At 66.7% G+C, this 14110-nt stretch carries 12 protein-coding genes and 2 tRNA genes; 7 read left to right on the top strand and 7 right to left on the bottom strand.

Features of this window, described 5'->3' with window-relative positions:
- Positions 1-23: 23 nt before the first annotated feature.
- On the bottom strand, positions 24-602 hold the full coding sequence (locus FZ983_RS07845) for a hypothetical protein (protein ID WP_247883651.1): 579 nt from the start codon (positions 600-602) through the stop codon (positions 24-26).
- Positions 603-821: 219 nt separating this feature from the next.
- On the opposite strand from FZ983_RS07845, the gene FZ983_RS07850 reads away from it, so the two are divergent.
- The 3 genes from FZ983_RS07850 (at position 822) to FZ983_RS07860 (ending at position 1915) form a co-directional block, all read left to right on the top strand.
- Positions 822-897 (top strand) — tRNA-Asn (locus FZ983_RS07850).
- A 4-nt stretch (positions 898-901) separates the two neighbouring features.
- Positions 902-978: transfer RNA gene (locus FZ983_RS07855), tRNA-Asp, on the top strand.
- A 190-nt stretch (positions 979-1168) separates the two neighbouring features.
- Positions 1169-1915, top strand: coding sequence for an SDR family oxidoreductase (locus FZ983_RS07860; RefSeq protein WP_149222984.1), 747 nt, complete (start codon positions 1169-1171; stop codon positions 1913-1915).
- A 164-nt stretch (positions 1916-2079) separates the two neighbouring features.
- On the opposite strand, the gene FZ983_RS07870 is transcribed toward FZ983_RS07860, so the two are convergent.
- Complete coding sequence (locus FZ983_RS07870) at positions 2080-2682, bottom strand: DUF3306 domain-containing protein (protein ID WP_149222985.1); 603 nt, start codon at positions 2680-2682, stop codon at positions 2080-2082.
- Positions 2675-3241, bottom strand: a complete 567-nt coding sequence (locus tag FZ983_RS07875; RefSeq protein ID WP_149222986.1) for a DUF3305 domain-containing protein — start codon at positions 3239-3241, stop codon at positions 2675-2677. The genes FZ983_RS07870 and FZ983_RS07875 overlap by 8 nt, the downstream gene beginning before the upstream one ends.
- A 108-nt stretch (positions 3242-3349) precedes the next feature.
- On the opposite strand from FZ983_RS07875, the gene FZ983_RS07880 reads away from it, so the two are divergent.
- The gene (locus tag FZ983_RS07880) at positions 3350-3763 is read left to right on the top strand and encodes a hypothetical protein (RefSeq protein WP_149222987.1); all 414 of its coding nucleotides are present in this window, start codon (positions 3350-3352) and stop codon (positions 3761-3763) included.
- A gap of 22 nt (positions 3764-3785) precedes the next feature.
- Here the strand turns inward: FZ983_RS07880 and FZ983_RS07885 are convergent, their stop codons facing one another.
- Both FZ983_RS07885 and FZ983_RS07890 read right to left on the bottom strand, forming a co-directional pair.
- On the bottom strand, positions 3786-4559 hold the full coding sequence (locus FZ983_RS07885) for a phytochelatin synthase family protein (protein WP_247883652.1): 774 nt from the start codon (positions 4557-4559) through the stop codon (positions 3786-3788).
- A gap of 255 nt (positions 4560-4814) precedes the next feature.
- Positions 4815-7964, bottom strand: a complete 3150-nt coding sequence (locus FZ983_RS07890; RefSeq protein ID WP_149222988.1) for a carbohydrate-binding domain-containing protein — start codon at positions 7962-7964, stop codon at positions 4815-4817.
- Between the two features lie 422 nt (positions 7965-8386).
- Between FZ983_RS07890 and FZ983_RS07895 the strand changes: the two genes are divergently transcribed.
- Both FZ983_RS07895 and FZ983_RS07900 read left to right on the top strand, forming a co-directional pair.
- The gene (locus tag FZ983_RS07895) at positions 8387-9541 is read left to right on the top strand and encodes an AI-2E family transporter (RefSeq protein ID WP_247883653.1); all 1155 of its coding nucleotides are present in this window, start codon (positions 8387-8389) and stop codon (positions 9539-9541) included.
- Positions 9542-9975: 434 nt separating this feature from the next.
- Positions 9976-11100 (top strand): hypothetical protein, encoded by a 1125-nt coding sequence (locus tag FZ983_RS07900; protein ID WP_149222990.1) that lies wholly within the window; start codon positions 9976-9978, stop codon positions 11098-11100.
- A gap of 136 nt (positions 11101-11236) precedes the next feature.
- On the opposite strand, the gene hppD is transcribed toward FZ983_RS07900, so the two are convergent.
- The gene (gene hppD / locus FZ983_RS07905) at positions 11237-12310 is read right to left on the bottom strand and encodes a 4-hydroxyphenylpyruvate dioxygenase (protein WP_149222991.1); all 1074 of its coding nucleotides are present in this window, start codon (positions 12308-12310) and stop codon (positions 11237-11239) included.
- 136 nt (positions 12311-12446) lie between these two features.
- On the opposite strand from hppD, the gene FZ983_RS07910 reads away from it, so the two are divergent.
- Entirely contained in the window at positions 12447-12920 is a 474-nt protein-coding gene (locus FZ983_RS07910; protein WP_149222992.1) for an Lrp/AsnC family transcriptional regulator, read from the top strand.
- A gap of 40 nt (positions 12921-12960) precedes the next feature.
- On the opposite strand, the gene FZ983_RS07915 is transcribed toward FZ983_RS07910, so the two are convergent.
- Positions 12961-14109 carry a glycosyltransferase family 4 protein gene (locus FZ983_RS07915; protein ID WP_149222993.1) on the bottom strand — a complete coding sequence of 383 codons (1149 nt, stop codon included), beginning with the start codon at positions 14107-14109 and terminating at the stop codon, positions 12961-12963.
- Position 14110: the final 1 nt, after the last annotated feature.

A 14110-nucleotide genomic window follows, 5' to 3' on the forward strand; every position in this document is an offset into this window, starting at 1 on the left:
TCGGCGACGATGCTCCCCGCCCCTTACCGCCGCAGCGGCACCGCCCGCTTCACCAGCCGCCGGTCCATGTCCGCGGCGGTGACCGTGGGTTCGCCCTGGCTGCGCATGACGAAGGCGAAGGTGTCCATCACCCGGTCCAGCACGATCTCCAGGTCGTCCGGGCGGCGGCTGACCGACACCACCGCATAGCCGGCCGCGCGCGCCACCGCCGGGTCGCCGCGCAGTCCGCGCACGCCCCAGCCGGCCAGCGCGTTCTTGCAACGGAACAGCTCGGCGGCGAAGCCACCCGCCGACTGGGTGCGGCCGACCACATAGGCGGCGGCGACCGCCAGCGGCGCCAGCAGCCCGTCCCAATCCAGACAGTCTTCCCGGCTGACCCAGACGCCGCCGACCGAGCAGGCGGCGGCGCCGATCGCCTCGCCCAGCCCGGCGCGGAAGGCGCGTAGCGAGTCCACCGCGTCGGCCGCCGGCATCGGCTCCACCCGTCGTCCCTCCGGCATCAGCATCAGCCGGCCCGCCCATTCCGACGAGGGCGGCAGCTGTTCGGTCAGGCGCGCGAGCAGCGCCTCGCGGGCGGCGGCGAAGGGAACGACCTCGGACATCGGGGCCTGCGGCAATGGTGGGGGGAGGTGAGGGCGAGAAAAAGCCCGAGATGGCCCGAACTGTCAAGAGCAAGCCTGGGTGGCGGCAACCGATGGCTGCGCCGGTTATGCGTTGTCACAGTCAGACGGCGCGAAACCTGGCTTCTCCGGAAAAAATGCGCAGCTTTGCATTTTTCCGCTTGCCAGGATCCGCCAGCGCTTTTATAAGGCGGCCTCTGTTCCCGGTTAGCTCAGTTGGTAGAGCAGCGGACTGTTAATCCGCTTGTCGCTGGTTCGAGTCCAGCACCGGGAGCCATCGCGCGGGTGTAGCTCAGTTGGTTAGAGCGCCGGCCTGTCACGCCGGAGGCCGCGGGTTCAAGTCCCGTCACTCGCGCCATTCTCTCCTATATCTCTCCAATTCGATGTAGCGGATGATGGCGACTGCCCCACCGGGCGGCTTCGCGCTATCATGCGTTCTTCGCCGTGTTCACGATGCGGCCGAAAGCGCCGGTTCCCTGTTGTACGGAGTCCGCGCGCCGAACGGCCGCGCGCTTATGGGAACGCGAATTTCCGGGGAGGAACCGCTCATGCGTTTGTCAGGGAAAGTCGCCGTCGTCACCGGTGGCGGATCGGGCTTCGGCGAGGGCATCGCCCGACGCTTCGCCGCCGAAGGCGCCCGCGTCATCGTCGCGGACCTGGACGAGGCGGCGGCCGGCCGCGTCGCCGACAGCCTGGGTGAGACGGCGCTCGCCGTGCGCGCCGACGTCGCGGTGGGGGAGGATTACGAGGCGATCATCTCCACGGCGATCGGCGAGTTCGGGCGGCTCGACATCCTGGTCAACAATGCCGGCTACACCCACCGCTACGGCTCGATGCTGGACGTGGACGAGGCCACCTTCGACCGCATCTATGCGGTCAACGTGAAGTCGATCTATCACGGCGCCATCCACGCGGTGCCGGTGTTCCGCGCCCAGGGCGGCGGCGTCATCCTGAACATCGCCTCCACAGCCGGGCTGCGGCCGCGGCCGAACCTGACCTGGTACAACGGCTCCAAGGGGGCGGTCATCACCCTGACCAAGTCGATGGCGGCCGAACTGGCGCCCGACCGCATCCGCGTCTGCGCCATCGCCCCCGTGGCGGGCGAGACCGGCATGCTCCACCGCTTCATGGGGCAGGACACGCCGGAACGCCGCGAGCAATTCCTGCGCAGCATCCCGCTCGGCCGGCTGTCGACGCCCGACGACATCGCCAACTCCGCGCTCTACCTCTGTTCCGACGAGGCGGACTTCCTGACCGGCGTATGCCTGGAGGTCGATGGCGGGCGGTGCGTCTGAGGGAAGTTTCCACCCAGCCTCCCCCTCTCCCCCGCTCACGCGCAAACTTCGTTTGCGCTGACGCGACAGGCGGATCGAAGATCCGCCGAAAGCGGGGTGAGGGTCGGGGTGAGGGGGAGGCGCGGCGTGATTTTTGATAAATCCAGGGGTGCTTCCCCCTCACCCTAACCCTCTCCCCGGGGGGGAGAGGGGATTACCGCTGCATCGCGAGGTGTGTGTATTCTGCAATCGCTCAGCGGGGGAGGGTTGGCGTCAGGGCAAGTGGCGTTGACCGCCAACCCGCCGTCGGCCTGCTCCTCCGCCGCCGGTGCGTCCGCCATCACCTCCTCCTCAACCACCACCTCCTCCCGCTTCTCGTCGGGCAGCACGGCGTCGAGCAGGCGGGCGATGTCGTCGGTGGGCCGCAAGGCGCCATAGCCGGGGGCGTTGTAGTCCCAGTCATACTCGGCGAAGCCGCGGAAGCCGGCGATGGTTGGGTCGCTGGCCCAGGCCTTGCGCAGGGCTTGGCGGCGCAGCTCTCCCGGCACGTCGCGGCGCAGGAAGCCGGTGTAGTCGCTGGCGGCGTCCAGGCTGTCGAGCGGGGGCAGGTCCGACAGGTCCGGCGCCTCCTCCGCCGCCGGAGGGGAGGGCGCGATCTCCGCCGGAACCGCGGCCGGGGCGTCGTCCATCTGCTCCGGTCCTGCCGGCGCCTCCTCCGTCCGCGTCTCGCGCTTCAGCCGCGACCAGCGGCCGAGGAAGCCTTCATCCGTGCCTGTAGGATCAGCCATGCCGAGGCTGCTCCGTCCTGCGGTGCCGGGCCAGGGCTTCGGTGTCGGCGCGGTCGCGTTTGCGCTTGTGGAAGGGGCGTTCGACATAATGCCTGGCGACGAAGCCGTCCATCCACAGCAACAGGGGGATCGGCAAGGCCATCGGCTCGATCACGTCGTCGCCGGCCTCGGCATGGGTGTCGATCTCGCCGGGGTCCACGGTGACGGCCAGCAACCGCATCCCCGGCGCCGGACCGCCCGGCCGCAGGATGACGTAGGCGCAAGGATTGCCGCCGTCGAGGTTGTGCTTGTAGTTCTCCGCCTCGGTCGGGAACAGGGCGATCTCGGCGGTGCCGGCGTAGTGGCGAGTCCAGTCCGGCCCCTCCGCCACCACGCTCCAGTCCGGCCGGTCGGGTTCGGGCGGGACCAGAAGGACCGGTTGCCAGCGCGCTTCGATCCAAGGGTTATCGACGCGCCGCCGCTCCACCACGACGCCGACCGTCCGCCGTTCGGCGCGGTCGGGCGGGGAGGCCGGGTGAGTTGCGGGCAACGCGGACGAGGACGGGAACTCGGTGGCCATGGTCGGTGTTCCTGATGGGCTGGAGGCGGACTCCGTCCCCGCTACAACGCGCCGGCGGGCGATTGGTGCCGCCGGCTCGCCAAATGCCCCCGAACCTGAGGATGCGCCATGCGCAAGTTCGCCGCCGCCCTGCTGCTGTCCGGCCTTCTCGCCGGCCTGCCGCTCGCCGCCACGGCCCAGCAACCGGCCCAGCATGAACCGGCTCAGCAGCAACCGGCCCAGCCGGTCGAGTCCGGAGCGAAGGAGACGACCGGCGACGCGCTTGCCCGCGACGGCAATGTCCAGCAGAGCCAGGACCCGCTCCCCAGCGCGCAGGGCAACAAGCCGCCCAACCCGACCAGCTCCGCCGCCACCGGAAGCGGGGAACTGCAGCAGGCGCTCGCAGACGTCCGCCGGGCGCCGCCCGACCTGAACGGCACGCCGGTCCCGCGCCCGAACCAGTGGGCCAGCGAGCCCGACCAGCCCAACGAGCCGACACGCTCGCAGAATCCCTCCGACCTCACCAGCCAGGAAGTGAAGTAGCGCCGCCTATCCCGAAACCCGCCTACCCCGAGACCCGGCGGGCGCGGACGCGGATCAGGCCGCTGCCCTCCGGATCGGCGCGGTCCGGCTTCAGCATGGCGTCCAGCAGCCGGGCGTCGCCGGTCCAATAGGGCACGTACCACAGGCGGTCAGGGTCCATCACCAGCGCGCGCCGCGTCGCCGGATCATAGGCCCCCAGCGGCGCAATGTGGCCGAGGCCGATGTCGCCGGTCAGCGTCCCCTGGTCGAAGGCCAGCAGGATGATGTCGTCCGCGCTGCGTTCGTTCTCGGTCAGGATGCGGCGCAGCTCCGTCAGCGTGGCGGGCGAGGCGTCGCGCGGGCGCCAGACCTCCACCTCCGCGTCGATGCCGTAGGCGGAGAGGCTGCGGCGGACATAGCGTTCCAGATCGCCGAAGGAGATGCCCTCGCCGTCCTCGGCGGTGGCGGCGCGCCAATGGTCGTCGTCCAGGCGGTCGAGCAACTGCCGCCCGGTCACCAGCCGTTCCGACGCCTGCGCCGGCAGCCCGCGTAGCGCGTTCAGCATCATCGTCACGCTGGCCAGCGAACAGGAGGCGCTGGTCGTCTGCGGCACGTAATAGGGGCTGAGCGCCCAGTAATCCGGCGCCGGAGTGCTGCGCAGATGGTCGGCGGCGCGGGTGATCGGCACCGCGTCGGGGCCAAACTTCGGCTTCTGGTCCTCCTGCGCCCGGGCCGGCGCGGTGCCGGCGACGCACATCAGGAGGCCGGCCACCAGCGCCGCCACCATCCCGCCCGCTTTTCCTGCGGTCCTGTTCATCTGCGTCATCAAAAAACGGTCTCTGTCCGTCCGGTCTCGATCGGGAACGCGCCCCGCCTTCTTCCGCACGGGGGTGCGCGGTCCGCATATGGTGCGCGGCAAGGCTGGAGCCAAGCCGGGGCAATGCGCATGCCGGAAACACCGAAGGGCGGAGCCCATCCCGCCCGACACCGTCGGGCAGGGCAGGATCCGCCCACCACGGGGATCGGCGCAGCGAGGGATCAATCTCCGCTGCCGCCGTCCAGGATCATGCGATCAGACGCCGTCCCAGAACTGTTCCATTCCGGCCGCCGTCGTGCCGACGACGCCCATCTTCGACCAGGCGAGGTCGTGGATGCCCATCGCGAAGGCCGGCGAGGATGCCTGCAGCGAGTAGTCGCCCCAATAGGCGTTGGTGAACATCGGCTTGGCGATCACGTCGTGGTCGCCGTACTTCGGCACGTTGTAGACCAGGTTCTGGTCGATGACGAAGTCGTTGGCGCTCAGCAGTTCGACATAGTCGTCGAGCGGCAGGGTCCCCATCACCACGTTCTTGGTGATCGTGTTGTTGTGCGGGTCGCCGGCCGTGCCGTGCACCGGCTGCCATTCGATGCGGATGAAGTCTTCCTTGTTGCTGGCGATGACCGAGAAGTTGTTGGTCACCACGTTGTTGTCGCCGCCATGGATCTGCACCGAGGCCCAGTCGGCATCCTTGATGAAGTTGTCCCTGACGGTGACGCCGCCGGCCATGTCGTCCAGATAGATGCCGAAGCCCTTCTGACCGTACATCCATGCGTCCTGGGCGCTGGTGGCGAGGCCGTTGGCATGTTCGATCCGGTTGCCCTGGATGATCAGACCGGTGTTGGTGCTGGACCGGCCGAGGATCTCGATGGCGCCGCCGTCGGCGGTCTCCAGCCCGGTGTAGGAGATGTTGTTGTACTGGATGACGTTGTTGTGGTTGGCCGTGTTGGTGCTGCCGCCGTAATCCTTGAACGAGATGCCGTAGCGGGCGCTGTGGTCGATGTCGTTGTTGGAGATGACGTTGTTGTCGACGCCGGTTCCGAAGATGCCGGACACCGCCTTGCGCACTTCGCCGATGTTGCTAATGCTGTTGGCGTAGATGGTGTTGCCGTTGCTGCGGCCGTCCATCTCGATGCCGTTTTCCGCCAGATGGTTCAGCGTGTTGTGGGCGATCTGGTTGTTCGACGAGCCCGAGCTGAGCCGGATCGCCGTACCGACGTTCAGGAAGCTGTTGTCGCTGATGTGGTTGCCGTCGGCATTGTTCAGCAGCAGGGCGTCGCCGCCGGTGGTGGTGTTCTTGAAGGTCAGCCCGTCGATGGTGACGTCGCTGGCGCCGGTCAGCTTGATCAGCGTGCCGAGCCGCGGCACCTCCACGCCGGTGGACGCGAAGCCGGAGCTGGCGGCCTTGTACAGCAGCTTGCCGTCCGACGCGCGCCAGGCGAACTCGCCCGCCTGATCGACGTAAGAGGCGTTGTTCAGCAGCTTGTAGGTGGTGCCTTCCGCAAACGGCAGGGAGGCGCCGTTCTTCAGCTTGATGGTGCGGGTGGCGGCGTTGAAGCTGTCGATGCTGGTCAGCGTGTCGCCCAGCCGTTCGGCGTCCATCACCTGGATCATCGTGCCCGGCTGGATGTCGGCGGCGGTCACCTCGGTCCCGTGGGAGCGGATGTACCAGCCGCTGGGGCCGCCCGACGCCGCATCGGCGAACTTCCAGCCGCTGGTGACGTCGCCGGCGTCATAGGCGTACTTCTCGGCCAGATGCTGGCGCACGTCGCCGACGATCAGGTCCAGGTTGCTGGCGGTGGCGAGCTTGGCCGAATAGAGGCCGTTGCCCTCGCTGGTGAAGCCCTTCACCACCTCGCCGCCGCTCAGCACCGGCTTTTCGCCGGGATAGTTCTGGAAGCTGTGGCCGTTGTCGAGCGAGGTCAGCTCCAGCGTCTTGGTCAGGTGATAGGTGCCCTCGCGGACATAAGTGGTGTCGATGGTCGAGCTGGCCCGCATGGCGGCCTGCGCCTTTTCCAGCGACGCGAAGGGACCGTCGGTGCCGTCGGCGTTCGGGGCCGCCAGCTTGCCGGACCAGCTGTCCTTGCCGTTGGCCGCGACGTAGAAGGCCGGCTTGGTCGGCGGGGTCGGGACAGGGTTTTGCGGGACGGGGGTGTCGCCGAACATCTCGGCACCGGCCTTGATGTTGAGGGCGCCGCCCCAGTACAGGCCTTCCTGGCCTTTGACCACGTCTTTGCCGTCGACCGCACCCTTGTCATAGGTGACGATGCTGTCGGTGGCGGCGACGGTCTTGCCGTTGATGACCACCGACTTGACGAACAGGTTGCGGTCGACGCCGTTCACCGTAGCGTCGTTGTCGTACCAGACCTGGACCGTGTGGGCCTTGGTCGGATCGATGTCGGCGGTGAACTTGTAGCCCGTGGTGGTGGCCGACGCCTTGGCATCGCCGATCACCTGCCCGTCGACCAGCAGCTTGAAATGCGCCGCCTGTCCGCCGGCCGAGGTGCCGTAGGCGTTGACGACGATGTCGACCGGCTTGGTCGGGATCGGCGGCGGCGGCGGGACATAGGCGCCGCCGAAATACTCCTCAGGCACGCCGAAGGACAGGGCGCCGCCCCAGAACAGGCCCTCCTGGCCGGCGACCACGAACTTGCCGTCGACCGGCCCCTTGTCGTAGGAGGCCATCTCGGAGGTGGCGGCGATGGTCTTGCCGTCGATGTTGATCGACTTGACGTACAGGTTGCGGTCGACGCCGTTCACGGTCGCGTCATTGTCGTACCAGACCTGGATCTTGTGGGCCTCGTTGGGGTCCACCTTGGCGGTGAAGGTGTAGTCGGTGGCCGAGGTCGCGTTGACCCAGGCGTCGCCCACCACCTCGCCGTCGACCAGCAGCTTGAAGTGCGGGGCCTGGCCGCCGGCGCTGATGCCGTAGGCCTTCACCTTGATGGTCGTGGTCATGGTCGCAGTGTCGGGGCCGGTGTCGACCGGGGCCGTCGAGAACAGCGTGGCGGGCAGCGCGACGTTCAGCGCGCCCGGCCAGTACATCTCGCTCTGCCCGGCGATGACGTTCAGCCCGTCGATCTTGCCGGTGTCGTATTTCACCGAGGGATCGATGGCGAGGATGGTCTTGCCGTTGACCTCGAAGGACTTGACGAACAGGTTGCGGTCGACGCCGTTAACCGTGTCGTCGTTGTCGTAGATCAGTTGGAGGGCGTGGGCCTTGTCGGCCGGCACGTTGGCGGTGAAGACGTAGCGCGACTGGGAGGCGGAGGCGACGGTGGCGTCGCCGATGACCTTGCCATCGACAAGCAGTTGGAAATGCGGCCATTTCCCGCCGGCCACTGTGCCCCAGGCATTGACCGCGAAGGTGACCTGGATCGTGCCGTCGGTGTTGGTGGTAGCCATTTTGGAACTCCGCTTTTTGGGTATCGCCTTGTTCCGCAGGCTCGTCTGTTAGCCTTAATCGGGTACTAACACTTATGGTTAGGAAATTATGAATGAGGCGGTTTCCCGTGGCATGGATGAGACAAAAAACGGGCATCGCTCCTTGGTCATGATTCAGCCAAAAACGAAACTTCAGCCCTCCGGGAAAATCCGGAGCAACCGATCGGCAGATTTTTCCCAGGTAACTTGAGCTTGGCTGTTTATATTTGATGAAGGCGTTGCGGAATAAGCTCAAACGCCACGTTCTTGGCAGCCAGACTTGGCACGATGGGATCGCCATCCGCGGGAGGCACCGTGTTGGGCGAATGGAACCGAAAGGCCCGGAACTGCGTCTAGAACGAGCGTCCCGGCGACGCAGGATGCGGCATGCGGAGGCGGAGAGCGTGGACAGCGGAACGGACGGCGGGCATTGGGATGAGGGGGAACGGCAGGGCAGGGGGCGTATCGACCGCGTCAACCTCGCCCTCTGGCTGCTCGGCATCCTGGCCGGGGTGGCGGTTCTGTGGGTGCTGCAGGCGGCGGCCTCGATCCTGATCCCGGTCATCTCGGCCTTCTTCGTCGCCGTTGCCGTCGCCCCGATCAGCCGCTGGGTGCGCGAGCGGGTGCCGCGACGCCTGTCCTGGCTGGGGTTGGCCGCGTCGATGCTGCTGATCCTGGGCATCCTCGCCGCCTTCTTCGGCGGCATGGCGCTGGTGGCCCAGCGCGTGGCCGAGGATTTCCCGCAATATGCCGAGGCGCTGGGCAAGCTGTGGGCAAAGGTCAACCAGTGGATCCAGGGTGCAAAGGCCGATCTGGGGCCGGCAGCCGGGCAGGGGAGCGGCCAGCAGGCCGGGCAGGGCGGCGGCGAGGTGCCGGTCGACCCGATCACCGGCTTCGCCAAGGCGGCCCTGTCATCGGCCGGCCAGACCGCCTCCATTCTGGTGCTGACGGTGTTCCTCGCCCTGCTGATGCAGCTGGAGGCGCCGGTCTGGCGGGAGAAGATCGTCATGACGCTGGGCCGCGAGCGCTGCCAGACCGCTGTGGAGGCGGTGGCCGCCATCGCCCAGCAGTTCCGCCGCTATCTGGTGGTCAGCAGCGTGCTGGGGCTAATCACTGGTGCGCTCTATATCGGCTGGCTGTCGCTGTTCGGGGTCGATCTGGTCCTGCTGTGGGGCCTGCTGGCCTTCCTGCTGAACTATGTGCCGGTGGTGGGATCGGTGGTGGCCGGGGCGCTCCCGGTCCTGCTGACCGTGGCGACCAAGGACGCCGGCACCGCGACGGCGGTCGCCGCCGGCCTTCTGGTGATCGAGCAGGTGATGGGCAACTTCGTCGCGCCGCACATGCAGGGCAAGCAGCTGGCGATCTCGCCCCTGGTGGTGATGATCGCGCTTCTGCTGTGGAGCTGGCTATGGGGAGCCGCCGGCGCGCTGCTGGCCGCCCCGATGGCGGTCCTGATCGCCATCACCCTGAACCATGCCGACGCGCTGCGTCCCTTCGCCATCTTCATGAGCGACAAGAGCGACCGCGAACGCTTCGACGCCCACACGCGAGCGGAGTGACCCGGACCGGCGGGAGGGCGCCGGCCCCAAGGGCGCACCGAAAAACACATAACAATCATTATGAAAAATAGTGCGAAAAGCAGACTTAGCCATTAAAGCGTGTGCATTTTAGAATTTTTTACATCCTAAGTTTGAAAGATGTTTGGTCGCCACATTTTTTATGCGCGCATTCGGAAATTTATATTATTTTTCACGCGTATTCTTGTTGGTTATGCGCGCCTTGTGGTTGCCCCTTGTCGGTTTGCGGCCAAGAGCTTCGCAGGCACGGACGGCCTTCGAGACCTCCGACTTTCCGAGGTCGGCTCACCAAAAACCCATTTGAGAGAACCGATATGGAAAAAGCCCTTGTTCCGGCAGCCTTGAATAACGGTCTCTTCCCTGTCCTAACCCGGCCGCGGATCGAAGAGACGGCTGGAACGGGTGGCGGCGGATGGATGGCCGAGGCGCCCGCGGCCCTGCGCGCATTGCTGGACCCCAAGGACTGCGCCGATCAGGTGCTGTCCATATCCGGTGCTTATCGCGACCGCATGCGCAGGCTGACCGTCCTGCTCGACATGGCCTTGCGAGCGGTCGTCCGGAGGTATGGCGAGGATGAACGCATCCGTGCCATCTACGCCCTGCCGCCGGAACTGGACGACATCCTGCGCCGGGCTGCGCCGAGGCACTATCGGGTCGGCTGGTACCGGCCTGACGTGATCTTCGACCGCGAGGGCACGACACGGATCTGCGAGATCGGCGCCCGTTACTCCATGAACGGCTGGATGGTCAGCCGCGCATTGTCGAGCGGACACACCGATTTCTGGACGGATCTGTGCGCCCCCTACACGCCCGGCAGCACTCTGGCCCTGGTGCACCGGAAAGAGCCCGGCGGCGAGGTCGATTGCCTGTCGGACCATCTGCAGCGCACCGGTGTCCATTTCCTTTCCGTGAAGCCGGAGGAGATGGAACTGCGCGACGGGCGCCTGACGGCCCGCGGGACGGTGCTGGATCGCCTGATCCTGCAGATGGACCGCACCGAACTGCTTTGCTTCCAGCCCGCCGTTCTCGATCGGCTGATGGAGTCCGGCGACTATTTCAACGATGTCCGCACGCTGATCCTGGTGCATGACAAGCGCGTCCTTGCCGTGTTGTCCGATGGGTCGATCATGCGTGAGGCGATGCCCGGAGACCTGTATGCGGAGTTGCAGCCACACCTGATCCCGTCCTTCTGCATCGGTTCGGCCGACGAGGCGGAGCGATTCCTGGAGCAGGACGGCGATTGGATCGCCAAGCAGAACAGTGGCGGGCGCGGCATCGGCACGCTGGTGCGGTCGCGGTGCAGTGCCGATGAATGGGCCGGACTGATACGCGGCGACTGGCCGAGCCTGATGTTCCAGCCCTATCTCGATCAACTCGATTATGTAGAGGCCGAAACCGGACTGACCATTCACATGGTGGGCATGCTCCTGTGCCGCGACGACATATGCTATGGCAATGGCGTGTTTCGCGGGTCCGACGAGGCGGTGATCAACCTGCACCAGCAGCGCGGCAGGCTCTATCGCTGCGAACTGGTGCCATGAGCGGCAGGATCGCCGATTTTTCGTGGACGACCTGCACCGACGACCAGAAGGCAGGCTTGGTACAGGGAGGGACGCCGCCGCCCGGTCTTGCGACCGGACGGCGTTCGGAACCCTGCCTGTGGAACCCGCCTGACGATCAGGCGGCGTTCTCGCTCAGTACGCCGCGGCGGATCTGGTCGAGTTCGATGGACTCGAACAGGGCCTTGAAGTTGCCCTCGCCGAAGCCCTCGTTGCCGATGCGCTGGATGATCTCGAAGAAGATCGGGCCGATGACGTTCTGGGTGAAGATCTGCAGCAGCAGGCCCTGGCCCTCGGTCGGCGCGCCGTCGACCAGGATGCGGTTGGCGCGCAGGCGTTCCAGATCCTGGTTGTGGCCGGGCACGCGGGTGTCGATGCGCTCGTAATAGGTGTCGGGCGTGTCCTGGAACGGAGTGCCCAGGCCGCGCATCGTCTCCACCGTGTGGACGATGTCGTTGGTACCCAGCGCGACGTGCTGGATGCCTTCGCCCTTGTAGTCGCGTAGATATTCGACGATCTGCGACTTGTTGTCGGCGGATTCGTTGATCGGGATGCGGATCTTGCCGCAGGGGCTGGTCATCGCCTTCGAACGCAGGCCGGTCAGCTTGCCTTCGATGTCGAAATAGCGAATCTCGCGGAAGCCGAACAGGCGGGTGTAGAAGCCGGCCCACTCCTCCATCCGCCCGGTGTGGACGTTGTGGGTCAAATGGTCGATGTAGGTCAGGCCGGCGCCCTTCGGATGCTGGTCCACACCCGGCAGCGGCACGAAATCGACCTCATAGATGCTGCCGCGCTCGCCATAGCGGTCGACGAGATAGATCAGCGAATCGCCGATGCCCTTGATGGCGGGGATGTTCAGTTCCATCGCGCCGACCCGGTTCTCGACGCCCCAGGCGCCGAGGTCCACCGCGCGGCGGTAGGCGAAGGCGGCGTCGGCGACGCGAAAGGCGATGGCGCAGATCGACGGGCCGTGCTGGGCGGCGAAATTGCGCGGGAAGCCCGACGGCTCGGCATTGACGATGAAGTTCACGTCGCCCTGGCGGTAGAGCGTCACGTCCTTGGACCGGTGGCGGGCGATTGCCGAGAAACCCAGCTGCTCGAACAGGCGACCCAGCGCCACGGTGTCCGGCGCGGTGAATTCGATGAACTCGAATCCGTCGGTCTTCATCGGGTTTTCCCACATGTCGGCCATGATCGCCTCTCCCTTGGTTCGTTATGCGATCAGTATGCCGGACTGTTCGTGGAAATAGCTTTCAAAGTGGGGCGGACGCACCTATGATTTTGGCAGGATTTTTCGCTGAACGCCGCCTCACCGGAGAAATTTGCCGTTGCCTGCCGCCCTATCGGAAATCGACGTCAAAATCCTGATCGCCCTGCAGGAGGATTCGCGCCTGACCGTGCAGGAATTGGCCGACCGGGTCGGCACCTCCCCCTCTTCCTGCTGGCGCCGTTTGAGGTCGCTGGAGGAGACGGGGGTGATCCGCCGTTACACGGCGCTGGTCGATCCGAAGGCGGCGTCGGTGGGAGAGTGCGTGTTCGCCCATGTGACGCTCGACCATCATTCGGCCGAGACCGCCGCCGTCTTCATCGACGCGGTGCGCAAGCGGCCGGAGGTGCTGGAATGCTACGCCGTGTCGGGCGATGCCGACTATCTGCTGCGGGTCGCGGTGCGGGCGATCGCCGACTACAACCGCTTCCTGGAGGAGTTCGTCTTCCAGCTGCCCTTCCAGGTCCGCATCCGCTCCAACTTCGCCCTGAAGGAGATCAAGTTCGAGACGGCGCTGCCCTTGGGGGGCGCTTAGCAAAAATCCCCTCTCCCCGGGGGGAGAGGGAACTATCGCCCTACCCCGCCACCCTGCGCTTGGCCGACACGGCGGTCGCGGCGGTCGCGGGGTGCGGGCCGGCGATGCGGTCCAGCAGCAGGTCCAGGCCGGTGCGGCTGGTCTCGTAGGCGACCCGTGCGCGGGTCAGCGTCTGGGCGGACGCGACGGCGAGCGCTTCGCGGTCATCGGCCCAGGCCGCCAGGATCGGCAGCGCCGCCTTAACGAAGTCGGCATCCTGCGGCACCAGACCGTCCGCCGGGATGTCGGAACCGATGCAGCCGCGCTCATAGGCCAGGACCGGCACGCCGGCCGCCATCGCTTCGAACAGGACCAGCGGCTGCGCCTCGTTGCGGTAGCGGGTGGGGAAGACGAAGACGTCGATGTCGCGGTAGAAGGCCTCCTTGGCCTCGCCATGGACCGGGCCGTGATACTCGACCGCCCCGTCGAAGGCCATCAGGCCCGCGGCGATCATCGCATTGTCCTTCGGCTTCAGGCCGGGCCCAGCCAGCACCAGCTTGGCGTCCACCCCATCCAGCTGCAGGGCGCGCAGCAGGGCGAACATCGTGTCCAGCCCCTTCTCGCTGCACAGGTTCGACAGATGGCCGATGCGCAGAGGGCCGTCGCGCCGCGGACGCGGGGCAGCGTCGGGAACGGAGAAGATGGCGTTCGACATGGTCATGCAGCTGCGCGCCGCCGGATAGATCGACTGGAAGCGCATCTGCATCGCCGGGCACAACAGCACATGGGTGCAGTCGGCCCCGGCGATCCGCGTCAGCAGCCGCATCCGCCAGGTCGGTTTGCTGATGGTGGCGAAGGAGTGATGGTGCAGCACCCGCTCATAGCCGAACAGGCGCGCGGTGCCGGCGAGTGCGGCGGTGTAGAGCGCTCCCCATCCGGAATCCACCGGCATGTAGAAGCGCCGGTCGGGCTTGCCCACCCCGGCGGCCAGCCGGCCCATGGTCCCGAACACCCGCGCCATCTTGCGCAGGTGGTAAGCGGCGCCGCCACCGTTCCACCCCGGCGACAGGTCGGCCACCTCGACACGGCCGCGCCCCCGCATGCGGTCCCGGAGATGCTCCAGCACCAGAGCGGTCACCCGGCTCATCCCGTCCACCGGCGGCGGCAGCCGTCCCGAGACGACCACATGGGTGCGCGCGTTCCGTTCCATC

Origin of the sequence: Azospirillum sp. B21 (genome assembly GCF_008364825.1) — a bacterium.
Lineage (GTDB): Bacteria > Pseudomonadota > Alphaproteobacteria > Azospirillales > Azospirillaceae > Azospirillum.